Consider the following 15,874-nt stretch of genomic DNA (forward strand, 5'->3'; position numbering starts at 1 on the left):
CTAGGGTCAGGGGCATGAAGAAGGCAACGACGAACTCAGCGCTCCTCGCCCTCCCGCTCGCCGCGGCCCTGCTGGCCGGCTGCTCGGGGGGCGGCGAATCCAGCGGCTCCGGGGCCGGCGACGACTCCGCGGCCCCCAACGGCGACGCGCCCTCGAGCGCCGAGCACAAGGAGAGCGGGGGCACGCTCGAACAGGCCCAGGCCGCCATGAAGTCCGCGCAGCAGAAGGTCGACGGCCAGGTCGTCGAGCTCGACTTCGACGAGGGCCAGTGGAAGGTCGACGTCTACGCGTCCGGCAAGACCACGGAGGTCGCGGTCGACGGAGCCGGCTCGAAGGCCACGAAGGGCGCCTCGGAGTCCGCGGACGCCGACGACCGGGCGAACTACGAGACCGTGAAGATCACGATGGCCCAGGCGCTGAAGAACGCGCTGCACCACCAGGCCGGGTCGATCGACGAGGCCGCGATCGACCGCGCGCAGGGCCAGGTGAACTACGAAGTCGAGATCATCCCGCCCAACGGCGGGGCGGCGAAGACCGTCCACGTGGGCTACCGCAACGGCGACATCCTCAAGGACGTCAAGGACGACTGACGCCGCCCGCCCGCAGGTGGACGAGCCTGGCGAAGCGCTCGGCCAGCTCCAGCCACGTGCGCAGGAGCGCGGCCGAGCGCGACTCGTCGGGGGCCGCCTCGACGAGCTCGTCGACGGCGATGAAGCCCACCCCATCCTCGCCCGGGGCGCCGATGAGGGAGCGGAACAGCGCGTCCTCGGCGACGTCGGCGCTCACGGCCAGCGAGACCGCGGAGGTGGGCACCTGCCCCGCGACCATCGAGGGCGCATCCGAGCCGGCCACCTCGGCGACGGCGGAGACGAGCACCCGCGTCGCGGTGCCCGCGGCCACGACCGGCAGGCCCGCCCCGATCGCATCGCTCAGGCACTCGAGCAGGGCGGCGGCCCGCTCCGGGGCCGCCTGCGCCAGCCGCTCGGGGTCGAAGCCGAGGACGACGACGGCCTCGAACCCCGCCAGCGGGGGCAGCGGCGCCCCGGCGTGCCAGTCGGCGCGGGTGACGTCGAGGCCCAGCCCCGCCCATTCGGCGACGAAGGGCTCGAGCTGCGCGTCGCCGCCGGTGTCGATGAGCAGCAGGGGCGTGTTGACCCCGCCTTCGCTGAGCGTCTGGGTGGGGCGCCGCTCCCCGGCCGTGACCTCAAGCGGCAGGAAGTTCTCCGCGACGGGCGCCGGGCAGGTGGCGTACGGCGTGAAGGCCATGGGGTAGTTCACGGCCCGGTTGAAGTCGAGGACGACCCGGCCCTGCGCGTCGGGCACGCCCACGGACAGGCGGCGCCACGCCTCGGTGCCCTCGCCGTTCGTGTAGTCGTGAAACGTCACGCTCAGCCCCGCCTCCGGCGAGCCCGAGGCGAGCAGCCGGTAGGGCGCGCCCGCGAGCTCGAAGCGGATCTCGCCGGTCAGCTCCTCGTCCATCTCGAGGCCGGGGGCGGCGGTGGCGATCCGCGCGGCCCGCGGCGGGTCGAAGCGCTCGAACTGGGCGCCCACGGCCCAGCGGCGGTCCACCTCATAGGTGGGGACGTCGACGAAGCGGGAGAGCAGCGGAGCCTTGGAGTCGCGGCGCCGGATGGCCGCACGGCCGTCGCGGTCGAGCAGCTCGAAGAGCTGGTGGTCGGCCACGATCCAGCTGAGCGACCCATCGCGGCCCACGCGGGCGGAGAGGCGCTCACCCGGGACGACGCGCACCTCGGCGTCTGCCCGGGGGTGCGAGAGGAGGTCGAGGGCCGCAGTGGCGGGGCCGGCGCTGGCCTGCGGGGCCAGGTCGAAGTGGACCCACTCGCCGTCGAGGACGAAGCTGCCGGGGGTGTCCTCCCAGGCAGCCGGAACCGCCTCGTCGAGCCAGATGAGACCGGTGACGCTCAGCCATCCGAAGGGCTTCGCCAGGTCAGCGAGCCGAGCATCGTGCCATTCCTGCCACTCTGCGGCGTACTGCTCCACGTGTCTTCCCCTTGATCCCGGGTGCTGGTCCCGCGTGTGCGTTCGATCCGGTTGCCGCGGCCCATTCTAGGCACGCCGGGCTGATCGCCCCCTCAGCGCGAGCTGGGGACCGCGCCCGCGCGGGGCTCGCGGCGGTGGTCGGCCCGGGGGCCACCGAGGCTCAGGCCAGGCGGGTGCGGCGCCTCGCCCGGCGCCCGAGCGCGGCGTTGAGCGCCCACAGCGCCACGAGCACGAGGGCGGCCCCGGAGACGGCCCAGTAGCCAGCCGCGAAGTCGGCGGCATCGATGACTGCGCCCGTCAGCGCCGAGGACAGGGCCTGGCCCACGACGAGGGCCGAGGACATCATCGCCATGACGGTCGTGGTGCGGCCCAGCGGCGCCACGGCGGAGGCGATCGAGAAGAGCGTGACGAGGGTGGGGCCCACGCCGCAGCCCATGACGATCATCGCGACCACGGTGCCGGGCAGGCCGGGCACGGCGTGGAGGAGGGCCGAACCGGCGAGCACGAGGAGCGAGAACGCGGCCCATCGGGCGCCCAGGCCGAACGAGCGCGGCAACCAGGCGGTGCCGAGCGCGCAGATGGCCGAGCCGATGCCCATGATCCCGTAGTAGAGCCCGGTCGCGGCGGCATCGCCGCGCGTCTCCATGAACGCGGTGAGCGAGGCCAGCGTCGCGCCGAAGAAGAAGCCGATCATCATCATGCCGGCCACGGGCAGCAGGATGCGCGCACTGAACAGGGCCCGGACCGGTGCCACGGCGGCCCCGGCCCCCGCCGAATCCGGCCCGGCGGGGGTCTGAGCTCCGCGCTCCCGGCCGCGGGCATAGCGGGCCGACGGGTGCAGGGCGAAGCCCACGACGCCGGCGGCGGTGAGCAGCGCGGCGCAGTCGAGCGGCACCACGACGCCCAGCGCCACGGCGACGGCGCCGGTGATGACGGGGCCCAGGACGAAGACGAACTCATCGGTCATCGACTCATACGACAGGACGGCGGAGGTGGCGGCGGGCGCCCGCTCGGCGGGGAAGCGCTGCGGGATCGCGTAGAGCCACCGCGAGCGGACCATCGAGGACGCCTGCGGGGCGCTGAGCCCGATGAGCAGGCCCATGGCCAGCTGGGCCCATGCCGGGGCCCCGGCGCGCAGGCACAGGGCGAGGGCCGCGAGCGCCGCGGCGTTGGCGAGCGCGCTCCAGACGAGGACGGGGCGCTGGCCGAAGCGGTCGGCGGCGGCGCCCAGCAGCGGCCCCGAGACGGCGGTGCCGGCCCCGACGAGGGCGGCGGTGGCGCCGGCCTGCCCGTAGCTGCCGGTGACCGCGGAGACGGAGGTCATGACGGCCACGACGCTCATCGCGTAGGGTAGCTTCGCGAGCAGGCTCAAGGGGAAGAAGCCCCACCCCATCACCCTCGCCAGCGCACCGAACACGGTTGACTAGGCTACCGCACATGGACACCCCGCAGCCCACCGCGCAGCCCCCGGCCCCGGACGCCGCCGCCCAGGATCTGGCGGGCTTCGTCGCCGCCGCTCCCACCTCGTTCCACGCCGCCGCCGAGGTGGCTTGCAGGCTGAGCGCGGCCGGCTACCGCGAGCTCGCCGAGGGCCAGCGCTGGGAGCTGGCGCCCGGTGACCGGTGTGTGATCGTGCGCGATGGGGCGGCCATCGCCTTCGCCGTGCCCGCGGAGCCGCTGCCGGCCCCCACGCTGCGGGTGCTCGGGGCCCACACCGACTCCCCCGCGCTCAAGCTGGGCCCGAGCGCGGACTTCGCCTCCGCCGGCGCCCGGCAGATCGACGTGGAGGTCTACGGCGGCCCGCTGCTGAATTCGTGGCTCGACCGGGAGCTGTGCCTGGCCGGGCGGCTCGTGCTGGCCGACGGCAGCCGCGCGCTCGTGCGCACGGGTCCGATCGCGCGGATCCCGCAGCTCGCGATCCACCTCGACCGGCAGGTCAACGACGGCCTCGCCCTGGACCGTCAGCGCCACCTCCCGCCCGTCATCGGCCTGCAGGTGCCCGGTGAGGACGCCGACGGCGTCATGGACCTGCTCGCGCGCGCGGCGGGGGTGGACGCCGATCGCATCGTCGGCCACGACGTCTACACGATCCCGGCCCAGCCGCCCGAGGCGTTCGGGGCCCGCCGCGAATTCCTCGCCGCGCCGCGGCTGGACAACCTCACCTCCGTGCACGCCGGCACGGCCGCCATGGAGCGGGTGGATCCCGCCGGTCTCGATGCGATCGCGGTGTTCGCGGCGTTCGACCACGAGGAGGTGGGCTCGCAGACCCGGTCGGGGGCCGGCGGGCCGTTCCTCGCCGATGTGTGCGAGCGGATCCTCCTGGCACTCGGAGCCGACCGGGCGGATGTGCTCGCCGCCCTGTCCGGCTCCGTGTGCCTGTCCGCGGACGCGGGCCACGCCGTCCACCCGAACTACCCGGAGCGCCACGATCCCGTGGTGCGCCCGGTGCTGGGCCGCGGGCCGCTGCTCAAGCTCAACGCCCAGCAGCGCTACGCCACCGATGCGGTGGGGGCGGGTGCCTGGGCGGCCGCCTGCGCCCGCGCGGGCGTGGAGTACCAGGAGTTCGTCTCCCACAACGACGTGCCGTGCGGGTCGACGATCGGGCCCATCACGGCAGCGCGCCTGGGCATGACGACCGTGGACGTGGGCATCGCGCTGTGGAGCATGCACTCGGCGCGGGAGATGTGCGCAAGCGCCGATGTCGCGGCGCTGAACGCGGCGCTGGCCGCCTTCGTCCAGGGCTGAGGCTCCAGGGCAGAGGCCGCCGGCTCAGGCGCCGAGCTCGGCGCGCAGCCCGGCGGCGTCGGCCAGCGGCAGCGAGCAGGCGGTGCCGCGGCACACGACCGCGCCGGCCGCCGGCACTTGGCCGCCGGCCGTCACGACCGCGAGCACCCGCGGATCCGCGGCGGCCGCGCGGGCGAGCGCGGGGTCCGCGGTGGCCACCCGGACGGGCGCGAGGGCGCACTCCGCCACCCAGCACAGCCAGCCCGCCCCGTTCGGCGCGGCGTGCATGAGCGGGCGGCCGCCGCCGAGCAGCCGGTGGGCGAAGTCCGTCCAGGCGGCGGGCTCGCAGTCCCCCTCGCCCAGCAGCAGCGCCAGCTCGGCCAGCGCCGAGCGCGCGGCGGGCCCCGCCCCGTCTATCGGGTCCGCGCTGCGCGCCGGCAGGAGCGGATCGGCCGGCGCATCCCACACGCGCAGGCCGGTCGCCTCCTCGTCCGCGAACGCGGCGCGCACGGTCGCGGCGCGGGCGGCGATACCGGCCCATGCGCCCGCACCGTCCGTGCCCGGTGGCGGTTCGGCGGGCGGCAGGCGCTCGGGCAGCAGCTCCGCGGGCAGCTGGGCCGCGGCCAGCTCCGCGCGCAGGAGCGCGCACCAGTCGGCGAGCCCGGCCGGGGCGGGACCCGGCCGGCCGTCGGTGGCCGAGCGCGGCAGGCCGGCGGCCTCGAGGGCGCGCAGCGCGGTGAGCGTCGCGACCGCGGCGGCCGCCCAGTCGGCCCGGTCGAAGACGGCGGCGGCCTCGCACAGCGCCGTGGCGGCCAGGCCCGCGTGCTCGACGATGAGCTTGTCGTCCCGGGCCGGACGCGGCCTGGCGTCCTGCTGCGCGGCCAGCCGCCCGCTCACCGACCGGGCCCCGGGTGTCTCCCACGGGGCGGGTGCGGTCGCCGCATCCGCCCCAGCCGCACTGCCTGCCCCGGCCGCACCATCGTCTCCATCCAGCCACGCGCGGATCCCCGGCGCCACCAGCACCCCGCCCCCCAGCTCGGGGGCATCGGCCAGGGCGTAGGGCGAGTCGTCCCAGTCGGCCGGCGGACCGCCGTCGGCCGGGGCGAACACCGCGTGCGCGCCCTCCCGCAGCGCGCTGGCCCCGAGCGAAGACCCCGCGCCGCGGGCGTCCGGCGGCGAGGCGGTGGGCGCGTCCGCATCGAGGGCGGCGGCGAATCCGCCGCCGGGCAGGGCCAGATCGGTGAGGAGGAAGCGCGCCGTGTCCGCCGCCTCGCGGGCGGCCAGCCGGGTCCAGCGCGAGTCCGGGTCCCAGGCGGCCTCGAGCCGGTGCCAGGCAACGGCGGTGCGCAGGTGGAGGGCGTTGTCGCCCAGCATCTTCTCGAAGTGCGGCACCTGCCAGCGGGCATCGACGCTGTAGCGGCAGATGCCGCCGCGCAGCTGGTCGCGCATGCCGCCGGCGGCGATGCCCAGGAGTGTGCGCCGCACGATCCGCAGGCGGTCGAGCTCGGGGACCTCCCCCAGTGCGGGCAGGCCGGGGCAGGCGGCGCCCACGTCCGCATCGGCGCCCGCACAGGCCAGGGCCGCGGAGTCCGCGGGCAGGCCGCCGCTGCCCTCCGGCCCGCGCCCGGCCCGCGCCAGCGAGCGGATGAGCGCCATGAGCACGGGCAGCGGGGGGAACTTGGGGGCGGTGCCGAACCCGCCCCACGTGAAGTCGGCATCGCCGACCAGCTGCTCGTAGGCCGCGTCGAGCTCCTCGGCGCTCGGGGCGGCCAGGTCCTCGCCGGCGGGCAGGGCCATCGAGATGCGCTCGGCGAGGCCCGTGAGACGCGCGTCGAGCTGCCCGGCCACCCGGTCCACCTCCGCGCGGCGGTCACGGTACATGTGCGCCACCGCCTGCACCACCTGGGCGAACGAGGGGGCGCCGTGCGCCGGGCGGGGCGGGTAGTAGGTGCCGGCGAAGAACGGCGCCCCATCCGGGGTGGCGAACGCGGTGAGCGGCCACCCGCCCTGGCCGCGCAGGGCCTGGAGTGCGCCCATGTACGCGGCATCCACCTGGGGCAGCTCCTCGCGGTCGACCTTGACGGCCACGACGTGCGCGCGCAGCAGCGCGCCGATCGCCGGGTCGCAGAAGGTCTCGCGGGCCATGACGTGGCACCAGTGGCACGTCGAGTACCCGATCGAGACGAGGACCGGGACATCGCGCTCGCGGGCCTCGGCGAAGGCATCCTCACCCCAGGGCCGCCAGTCGACCGGGTCGTCTTCGTGCAGGCGCAGATAGGGACTCGTGGACCCGGCCAGGCGGTTGTCGACGGGCTCTGGCTGGGGGCGCGGTGCATCGGACATGCGCCCCAGCTTCTCAGGATCGGCCGCGCAGCACCATGCCCAGGGACTCCGGGGCCGTCTGCACGAAGCCGCGGGGCGCGCGCGGCTAGGCTCGCGGGCATGGAATCGGTCACGATCGTGGGCGGGGGGATCGCCGGGCTGGCGCTTGCCGCCGCGCTGGATCCCGCTCGCTTCGCCGTCGAGGTCTGCGAGGCACAGCCGGAGCGCTCCGCCGCGGGCGCAGCGCTGGGCCTGTGGCCGAGCGCGGTGCGCGCCCTGCAGCGGGTGGGTGCCTGGGACGCACTGGCCGGCAGCGCCTCGGCGGCCCCCGAGCACGCGGTGCTGCGCCGCATCGACGGGGTGCCGCGCGCCCAGGCACCCGCGCCCGCCCTGCGCATGGTCGCCCGGGGCCCGCTGCTGGCCGCCCTGCGCGCGGCGGTGCCGGCCGGAGTCGCCCACACCGCCGCCGAGGTGCGCCGGCCCGCCGTGCTCGACGGCGCCCTGGTCGTCGGCGCCGACGGCGTGCGCTCGCGCGTGCGCGAGCTCGTGGCGCCCGGCCGCGCACAGCGCCTGGCCACCCCGTGGGCCGCGCTGCGCGGCATCGCGCCTCTCGCAGCGCTCGCCGGGCCCGGCGAAGCCGTGCCCTACGGCGAGGCCTGGGGAGACGGACTGCTGTGGGGCCTGGCCCCACTGCCGCAGCACCGGGCGTACTGGTTCGCCGCGTGGCCCGACGGCCAGCGCTCCGAGCCCCTCGATCCTGCGGCCGCCGCCGCCCGCGCCCGCATCCCGCTGCGCTCACAGCGCGCACATCCGGCCATCGTGCGCGCGCTCGACGCGGGCTCCGGGATCCTCGCGGCGCGGCTGTGGGAGGCGCCCCCGCTGCGCCGCTACGTGCGGGGCCGCTACGCGGTGATCGGCGATGCCGCGCACGCTGCGCTGCCGAACCTGGGACGCGGTGCGAACGACGCGATCCTCGACGCGGTGGCGCTCGCCGCAGCGCTCAACCGCACTGCCGAGGCGCACCCGCGCGGCCGGGAGCGCGCGCTCGCGGCATGGCAGGCCCGCAGGCTGGCCTCCACTCAGGCCGCACGCGCCGGGGCCCGCGCAGTCATGGGCGTGGCGACGGGGCGGCGGCTGCGCTGGCTGCGCGAGGCCGCCTCCGCGCGGCCATGACCGATGAGCCGGCCGGTGGACCTGTCGGATTCGGAGCGGGCCCCACGCGCGGTCAGGGCGAGTCAGGGCAGGCAGGCCTCGCGGCGTCCGGGTGCGACACGCGCTAGCCTGGAGCCAGCCGAGCACACCGCGCGGTTGCCCGAGGGGAAGTGGGGCGCAGATGGTCACCCAGCAGGTCGTGTCGAAGCCCGCGCGCACGGGCATGTTCCTCACGCTCACGGTGCGCCCGGGCGGCGAGGACGCCGTGCGCGCGTTCCTCCCGGCCCTCTCCGGCCTCACCCGCTCCGTGTCCTTCCGCGTGCCGGACGCGGACCTGCTGTGCGTCGCGGGCATCGGGGCGCAGCTGTGGGAGCGGCTCTACGCAGCCCCCGCGCCCCTGCAGCTGCACACACTGGCGCCCATCGAGGGCCCCACCCACACCGCGCCCTCCACGCCGGGCGACATCCTGCTCCACCTGCGGGCGCGCTCGGTGGACATGTGCTTCGAACTCGCGCGCATCGCGCTCGCGCAGCTGGGCGACGCCGTCACGATCGTCGACGAGGTCCACGGCTTCAAGTACTACGACATGCGCGACCTGCTGGGCTTCGTGGACGGCACCGCCAACCCGGAGGGTGATGCCGCGCTGCAGTCGGTGCTCATCGGGGATGAGGATCCGGCCTACCGGGGCGGCAGCTACGTCATCGTCCAGAAGTACATCCACGACCTCACCGCGTGGGAGTCCCTCACCGTCGAGGAGCAGCAGCGGGTGATCGGGCGCACGAAGCTCGAGGACGTGGAGCTGCCCGACGACGTCAAGCCGTCGAATTCGCACGTCGCCCTCAACACCATCACGGACGCCGACGGGGTCGAGCACGACATCTTCCGCGAGAACATGCCGTTCGGCTCGTTCGAGGCCAAGGAGTTCGGGACGTTCTTCATCGGCTACGCCGCGGACGTCTCCGTGACCGAGCAGATGCTGGTCAACATGTTCATCGGCGATCCGGTGGGCAACCACGACCGCATCCTCGACTTCTCCACCGCCGTGACGGGCGGGCTGTTCTTCATCCCCTCGATCGCCCGCCTCGACTCGATGGACGCGCTGCCGGCGGCGCCGGTGGGCGCCGGGGCGCAGCCGGCGGTGCCCGCGCCCGTGACCCCCGCCAACGCCGTGCCCGGCGGCTACCGGGGGCCGCAGGAGCAGAACTCCGGCACCGGCATCGCGGACGCCGAGCAGCCGGTCGGCCCCGAGTCGCACGCGCCCGGCGCGGGCGAGCAGGCCGGCGCGGTCGAGCAGCCCGGTGCGGGCGGCGGGGACGGCTCGCTGGGCATCGGGAGCCTGCGCCCGAGCGGGCAGGCACCCCAGCACTGATCAGCAGCATGACACCACACTTCGCAGCCGCGGTGGCTGCACCGACCCGAAGGGGGACGCCGTGAAGAACCTGCATCGCGAACTGGCACCGATCTCCGAGGCCGCCTGGGCCAATCTGGAGGGGGAGATCCGCTCCACCTTCGCCACCCGCATCGCCGCTCGGCGCTTCGTCGACATGCCCGAGGCGCGCGGCACCGAGTTCTCCTCCCTCACGACGGGCCGGGAGGCCGAGGCCACGAGCCCGGTCGAGGCGGTGCGCGCCCGCCGCCGCGAGGTGCTGCCCGTCGTCGAGCTGCGCGCGCCCTTCTCCCTCAGCCGCGAGGAGATCGACTCCGTTGCCCGCGGTGCCGTGGACCCGGACTGGGGCCCCGCCCAGGACGCCGCGGCGCAGCTCGCGCGCGCGGAGGACTCCGCCGTCTTCGAGGGCCTCGACGGCATCACCGGCATCATCCCGGCCACCCCGAACGCGGCCATCGGGCTGCCGGAGAGCATCCGGGAGCTGCCCGACGCCGTCTCCCGCGCCATCGAGGCGGTCCGCCTCGCCTATGTGGGCGGCCCCTACAGCCTGCTGCTGTCCGCCGAGCTCTACACCCAGGTCGTCGAGACGGTCGACCACGGCTACCCGGTGCTCGCCCACATCCAGCGCGCGCTCGGCGAGGGGCGCATCATGTGGGCGCCCAACCTCACGGGTGCGCTGCTCGTGTCCGAGCGCGGCGGCGACTTCGAGCTGCACCTCGGCCAGGACCTCTCCGTGGGCTACCTCGCCCACGACGCGCAGACGGTGACGCTCTACCTGCAGGAGTCGCTGACCTTCCGCATCGCCACCCCGGAGGCGGCCGTCGCGCTGCGCGGCTGAGCCGCCGCGGGGCGTGCGCGCGGCCGGCGCGAAACCGCCGTTTCGCGCGCACGTTCCTGAGCCTTTCCCGTGCTTACCATGGGAGCCATGGAATCAGTCCGCTCACACCTGAACCGGTACGTCGCCGGGATGGGCGAATCGCCCATCCGCAAGCTCTTCGGCATCGCCCACGATCCCTCGATCATCAGCTTCGCCGGTGGCCACCCCGCCCCGGAGCTCTTCGACACCGAGGGTCTGTCCCGCGCGTTCTCCCACGTCATCGACGCCAATGGGGGGCGCGCCCTCCAGTACGGGCCCACCGATGGCGAACCGGAGATGCGCGAGGCCGCCGCCAAGCGCCTCGCCGAACAGGGCGTGCCCACCTCGCCGGCCAACGTGCTCATCACCTCGGGCTCCCAGCAGGGGCTGGGGCTGCTCTCGCAGACCCTGTTCAACCCCGGCGACATCGTGCTCGTGGAGAACCCCACGTACATGTCCGCCCTCCAGGCGTTCGCGCTGCAGGGCGTCGAGTTCCGGGCGCTGCTCTCCGATGAGGGCGGTGTCATCCCGGAGGCCCTCGACACCGCGATCCGGTACTGGAAGCCGAAGGCCGTCTACCTCATCCCCACGTTCCAGAACCCCACGGGCGTCACGATGCCCTGGTCCCGGCGCACCGCGATCGCGGACGTCATCGCCGCCCACGACGTGTGGCTCATCGAGGACGACCCATACTCCGAGCTGCGCTTCACGGACGAGGTGCTGCCCCCCATCGTGTCCGACCCGCGCCTGGACGACCGGTCCTTCCTGGCCAACTCGCTGTCGAAGGTGCTGGCGCCGGGCCTGCGGGTGGGGTGGCTGCGCGGGCCGGAGGAGGTCCTCGAGCGGGTGGGCGTGGCCAAGCAGGGCTCGGCGCTGCAGACCTCGACCGTCGACCAGCTCGCCGCCGCCCACTACCTGGAGCACACGGACCTCGAATCCCGCCTGGTCACGGTGCGCGCGGAGTATGCTTCGCGGATGAACACGATGGTCGACGAGCTCGCTGAGATCCTGCCGCCCGGATCCGTGCTCACGAAGCCGGCCGGGGGCATGTTCGTGTGGGCGCGCCTGCCGGAGGGCTTCGACACCTCGGAGCTCGTCTACCGGGCGATCGAGCTCGGCACGATCTTCGTCCCCGGTGCGCCCTTCTACGTCGAGGAGCCGGACGAGCGGACGATGCGGTTCTCGTTCGTCTCCCACGGTTCGGAGACGATCGCGCAGGGCCTGCGGCGCATGGCGCCGCTGTTCGCATAGGAAGCGGAGCTCCGCCGGGATCCCGGCGGAGCCCGCCGGGAGAAGGGGACGCCGATGTCCACCATGAGCTTCAAGCCGACCCCCGAGGCCGCGGGGCCCGCGCACTCGGGCCGTGTGGCGCTGGTCGCCGTGATCGCCGCGTTCGGCGGCTTCCTGTTCGGCTTCGACACCTCCGTCATCAACGGCGCGGTGAACGCGCTGCGGGCGGGCTTCGGGATGAGCGAGGGCCTCACGGGCTTCTCCGTCTCCTGCGCGCTGCTCGGGTGCATGGTGGGCGCGTGGTTCGCCGGCGGGCTCGCCGACCGCTACGGCCGGGTGCGCTCGATGATCGTCGCCGCCGCGCTCTTCTTCGTCTCCGCGCTGGGCTCCGGGCTCGCACCCGACGTGCTGTGGCTCATCGTGTGGCGCGTGGTGGGCGGCCTGGGCGTGGGCATGGCCTCGGTCATCGCCCCCGCCTACATCGCCGAGGTGTCCCCCGCCCGGGTGCGCGGGCAGCTGGGCTCGCTGTGGCAGCTGGCGATCGTGGCCGGCATCTTCGTCGCGCTGCTCTCCGACGCCTACCTCGCCCAGCTGGCCGGGGGCGCGGGCGCACAGCTGTGGTTCGGCCTCGCCGCGTGGCGCTGGATGTTCATCGCCGAGGCGGTGCCCTCCGTCCTCTACGGCATCATGGCGTTCGCGATCCCGGAGTCCCCGCGCTACCTCGTGGCCCGCGGCAAGCTCGACCGGGCCGCGCGGGTGCTGCGGGAGATCGTGGGACTCAAGGGCGGTGAGAGCGCCGAGGCCAAGATCGCGCAGATCCAGTCGACGATCACGACGGAGAAGCGCCAGACGCTGCGCGACCTCATCGGCGCGAACGGGCGGATCATGCCGATCGTGTGGATCGGGATCGCGCTGGCCGTGTTCCAGCAGTTCGTGGGCATCAACGTGATCTTCTACTACTCGTCCACGCTGTGGCAGGCGGTGGGCTTCGCGGAGAGCGACTCGATGACGATCACCGTCATCACCTCCGTGACGAACATCGTCGTCACGGTCGTCGCGATCGCCTCGGTCGACCGGGTGGGCAGGCGGCCCCTGCTCATCGCGGGCTCGGCAGGGATGGCGGTCTCACTGGGCGTCATGGCCCTGTGCTTCGCCCAGGCCGTCACTGTCGACGGCAAGGTCAGCCTGCCGGGCGCCTGGGGCATCACGGCGCTCATCGCCGCGAACCTCTTCGTCATCTTCTTCGGCGCCACGTGGGGGCCGATCATGTGGCTCATGCTCGGCGAGATGTTCCCCAACCGGATCCGCGCCGTCGCGCTGTCCGCGGCCGCGGCCGTCAACTGGCTGGCGAACTTCGCGATCTCCACGCTCTTCCCCGCGATGGCGGACTTCTCACTCGCCGCGGCCTACGGCTTCTACGCCGTGTGCTCGCTGCTCTCGCTGTTCTTCGTCCTCAAGTGGGTCCCCGAGACCAAGGGCGTGGAGCTCGAGGAGATGACCGAGGGCGCGCACACCCGCGCCGCGTAGTCCGGCGCTCGGCCGCGGCCCCGGCGCTCAGCGCCCGGGCACCGCGCGCACCGTGATCTGCTGGAGCGTGTCGAACGGCGTGAGCGTGATCGACACCTCCCGCTCGCCCGTCGGCCCGGCCGTGCGCCAGCTGGCGCGCGCCGCCGTCTCCCAGACCGCCTCGGGCTCCCCCTCCGAGGCGCCCTGCGCCGCACCCCCCTCGTCCGCCGCCCGTTCGCCGGTGGCTGCGAGCACCGCCTCCCACGCCGCGCGGCGCTCGGCGCGCGGCTGGTCGAGGTCGACGTTGTCCTCGAAGAGCTCGTCGGCCAGGGCATCGTCCCAGTCGAGCACGAGCGCCTCGACGCGGGCAGGCAGGGCGCGCGCCTTGGCAGACGGCTCGAGCGCGCTCACCGGGCGCACGTCGCCCCGCCCGGGGCCCGGCCGGCCGGCACCGGCCCGGGCGGGCAGCACCGCCTCGAGGAAGCGGTCGAGGCCCTGGCGGGCGAGCAGCGTCGCCGGGCCGTACGTGCGATTGGCGAAGACGACGATGCCCGCGCCGCTGGCCGGGTGCCAGCGCATGTGCGACCCGAAGCCCGGGTAGCCGCCAGAGTGGTAGTTGAGCTGGCCGAAGCGCGCGTCGAAGCGGTGGTGGAGGCCGTAGCCGTAGGAGTCGACGGCGAGCGGCCGCTCCTCGCCGGCCACGGCCGCCAGCCCCTCGACGTCGACGAGGCGCTGCGCCTGCTGCATGTCGCGGCGCACGCGGTCCCACCCGTCGCACCCGGCGTGCTCGCGCAGGGCGGTGCCGAAGCCGTGCATCCACGCGCCGATGTCCTCGACCGTGGAGAACAGCCCGCCGATCGCGGAGAACGCGCCCGGCGCGGAGAACGGCAGCTCGACAGGGGCGCCGGAGGCGTCGAACCGGTAGCCCGGCACGATCCGGCCGGCGTCCACCTCGGCGGTGGAGAAGCCCGTGTCCGCGAGCCCGGCGGGGGCGATGACGTGTTCGGCCACGACCTCGCGGTACCCGCGGCCGGTGAGCTCCTCGACGAGGCGGCCCAGCAGCGCGTAGGAGTAGTTCGAGTAGGCGAACCCCGCCCCCGGGGCGAAGCCGCTGCTCGTGGGGCGGGCCAGCAGCGCGTCGAAGTCCGCCCGGCTCAGCGCCTCCTGCCGGTCGGCCCACGGGTCGTCGGTGGGGAGGCCGGAGGCCATCGTGAGCGCATCGCGCACGGTCACCCGGGCCAGCCCGGGGTCCGCCTCCGGTGCCCGGAGCGCGAGGATGTAGCGCGGCAGCGGCGCGTCGAGGTCGAGGGCCGGGGCGCCGTCACGGGAGGGGATGAGCCCGGCGCGCAGTCCCAGCACCGCGGCCGCGGTGAAGGACTTCGTCATCGAGGCGATCCGGTAGATGCCGTCCGCGTTCTCCCCGGCCAGCAGCCGGCCGCCCAGGAACACGCCCCACGCCGGGCGGGGAACGTCGCGGGAGGCGAACTCCTCGTCGAGGAACGCGCCCACCTCCTCCGCGGCCCGCTGCGCTGAGGTCGTGTCCGCCTGTTCGCTTCCCTGTTCGCTCACGCGTCCCATCCTGCCAAACACCGGACCACCGCGGCCTCTTGCCCCGCAGCACCCGTACCCTGGAACGCATGAAGACTGTTGCATGCGTTGCGGCCACCGCCGCGGACAAGCCCCTGGAGAAGTCGACCCTGGACCGCCGCGACCTGCGCGACGACGACATCATGATCGAGGTCGAGTACTCGGGCATCTGCCACTCGGATATCCACACGGTGCGCGGCGAGTGGGGCCCGTGCCACTACCCCATGAGCCCCGGCCACGAGATCATCGGCCGGATCGTCGAGACCGGCCCGGCCGTAACCGGGTTCGAGGTGGGCGAGCGCGTGGGCGTGGGCTGCCTCGTCGACTCCTGCGGCGAGTGCGAGCAGTGCCTGGCCGGCCAGCAGCAGGACTGCCTCAACGGCAACGTGGGCACGTACAACTCAAAGGACCGCCGCGACGGCTCCATCACGCAGGGCGGCTACTCCACGCACATCCCGGTGAGCCAGGACTTCGCGATCCACATCCCCGAGTCGCTCGACCCGGCCGCCGCCGCGCCGCTGCTGTGCGCGGGCATCACGACCTACTCGCCCCTGGCCCGGTTCGGCGCGGGCCCCGGCACGAAGGTCGCGGTCGTCGGCATGGGCGGGCTGGGCCACATGGCGGTCAAGCTCGCCGCCGCCATGGGCGCCGAGGTCACGGTCATCTCCCACTCGCATGCGAAGGAGGACGACGGGCGCCGGTTCGGGGCCGTCGACTACGTGGCCACCGGCGATGACCCGCGGGCCCTCGACCGCCTGCGCGGCGCCTTCGACCTCATCATCAACACGATCTCCGCCCCGTTCGACGCCGTGGACTACCTGCGCGCGCTCAAGCCGCACGGCGCCATGGTGCTCGTGGGCCTGCCCCCGGAGCCCATGAAGATCCCCGCGGGCGCCCTCATCGGCGGGGGGAAGATCCTCGCGGGCTCGAACATCGGCGGCATCCCGCAGACCCAGGAGATGATCGACTTCTGCGCCGAGCACGGCATCACCGCGGAGATCGAGCTCATCGGGGCCGACCAGATCAACGAGGCCTACGACCGTGTGGTGGACTCCGACGTCAGGTATCGATTCGTCATCGACGCGAAGACGTTCTGAGCCCGCGGGGCC

At 74.5% G+C, this 15,874-nt stretch carries 12 protein-coding genes; 8 read left to right on the plus strand and 4 right to left on the minus strand.

Annotation, left to right across the window (positions count from 1 at the left end):
- The first annotated feature begins 14 nt into the window (after nt 1-14).
- Nucleotides 15-590 (plus strand): PepSY domain-containing protein, encoded by a 576-nt coding sequence (locus tag BRM1_RS08680; protein WP_202411069.1) that lies wholly within the window; start codon nt 15-17, stop codon nt 588-590.
- On the opposite strand, the gene BRM1_RS08685 is transcribed toward BRM1_RS08680, so the two are convergent.
- Both BRM1_RS08685 and BRM1_RS08690 read right to left on the minus strand, forming a co-directional pair.
- Nucleotides 577-2,001 carry a DUF1684 domain-containing protein gene (locus BRM1_RS08685; RefSeq protein WP_160954023.1) on the minus strand — a complete coding sequence of 475 codons (1,425 nt, stop codon included), beginning with the start codon at nt 1,999-2,001 and terminating at the stop codon, nt 577-579. The genes BRM1_RS08680 and BRM1_RS08685 overlap by 14 nt on opposite strands.
- 160 nt (nt 2,002-2,161) lie before the next feature.
- On the minus strand, nt 2,162-3,418 hold the full coding sequence (locus BRM1_RS08690) for an MFS transporter (RefSeq protein ID WP_268525236.1): 1,257 nt from the start codon (nt 3,416-3,418) through the stop codon (nt 2,162-2,164).
- Between the two features lie 20 nt (nt 3,419-3,438).
- Here BRM1_RS08690 and BRM1_RS08695 point away from each other — a divergent pair, with 20 nt between their 5' ends.
- Complete coding sequence (locus BRM1_RS08695) at nt 3,439-4,746, plus strand: M18 family aminopeptidase (RefSeq protein WP_160954025.1); 1,308 nt, start codon at nt 3,439-3,441, stop codon at nt 4,744-4,746.
- Nucleotides 4,747-4,770: 24 nt separating this feature from the next.
- On the opposite strand, the gene BRM1_RS08700 is transcribed toward BRM1_RS08695, so the two are convergent.
- Nucleotides 4,771-7,068: a thioredoxin domain-containing protein gene (locus BRM1_RS08700; RefSeq protein WP_268525240.1), complete on the minus strand. Its 2,298-nt coding sequence runs from the start codon at nt 7,066-7,068 to the stop codon at nt 4,771-4,773.
- A gap of 99 nt (nt 7,069-7,167) precedes the next feature.
- Between BRM1_RS08700 and BRM1_RS08705 the strand changes: the two genes are divergently transcribed.
- From BRM1_RS08705 to BRM1_RS08725, 5 genes are all read left to right on the plus strand, one after another.
- On the plus strand, nt 7,168-8,220 hold the full coding sequence (locus tag BRM1_RS08705; protein WP_268525241.1) for an FAD-dependent monooxygenase: 1,053 nt from the start codon (nt 7,168-7,170) through the stop codon (nt 8,218-8,220).
- A 160-nt stretch (nt 8,221-8,380) separates the two neighbouring features.
- A complete protein-coding gene (locus BRM1_RS08710) occupies nt 8,381-9,568 on the plus strand; it encodes a Dyp-type peroxidase (protein WP_268525242.1) in 1,188 nt (395 codons plus the stop codon).
- A gap of 61 nt (nt 9,569-9,629) precedes the next feature.
- Nucleotides 9,630-10,424: a family 1 encapsulin nanocompartment shell protein gene (locus tag BRM1_RS08715; protein ID WP_160952285.1), complete on the plus strand. Its 795-nt coding sequence runs from the start codon at nt 9,630-9,632 to the stop codon at nt 10,422-10,424.
- 87 nt (nt 10,425-10,511) lie between these two features.
- Entirely contained in the window at nt 10,512-11,693 is a 1,182-nt protein-coding gene (locus tag BRM1_RS08720; RefSeq protein WP_268525245.1) for an aminotransferase-like domain-containing protein, read from the plus strand.
- Nucleotides 11,694-11,747: 54 nt separating this feature from the next.
- Nucleotides 11,748-13,199, plus strand: coding sequence for a sugar porter family MFS transporter (locus BRM1_RS08725; protein WP_442864219.1), 1,452 nt, complete (start codon nt 11,748-11,750; stop codon nt 13,197-13,199).
- A 27-nt stretch (nt 13,200-13,226) separates the two neighbouring features.
- Here the strand turns inward: BRM1_RS08725 and BRM1_RS08730 are convergent, their stop codons facing one another.
- A complete protein-coding gene (locus BRM1_RS08730) occupies nt 13,227-14,747 on the minus strand; it encodes a serine hydrolase domain-containing protein (protein ID WP_268525247.1) in 1,521 nt (506 codons plus the stop codon).
- A gap of 68 nt (nt 14,748-14,815) precedes the next feature.
- Between BRM1_RS08730 and BRM1_RS08735 the strand changes: the two genes are divergently transcribed.
- Entirely contained in the window at nt 14,816-15,862 is a 1,047-nt protein-coding gene (locus BRM1_RS08735) for an NAD(P)-dependent alcohol dehydrogenase (RefSeq protein ID WP_160952294.1), read from the plus strand.
- The last annotated feature ends 12 nt before the right edge of the window (nt 15,863-15,874 follow it).

This window comes from Brevibacterium sp. BRM-1 (genome assembly GCF_026802075.1).
Taxonomy (GTDB): Bacteria; Actinomycetota; Actinomycetes; order Actinomycetales; family Brevibacteriaceae; genus Brevibacterium; species Brevibacterium rongguiense.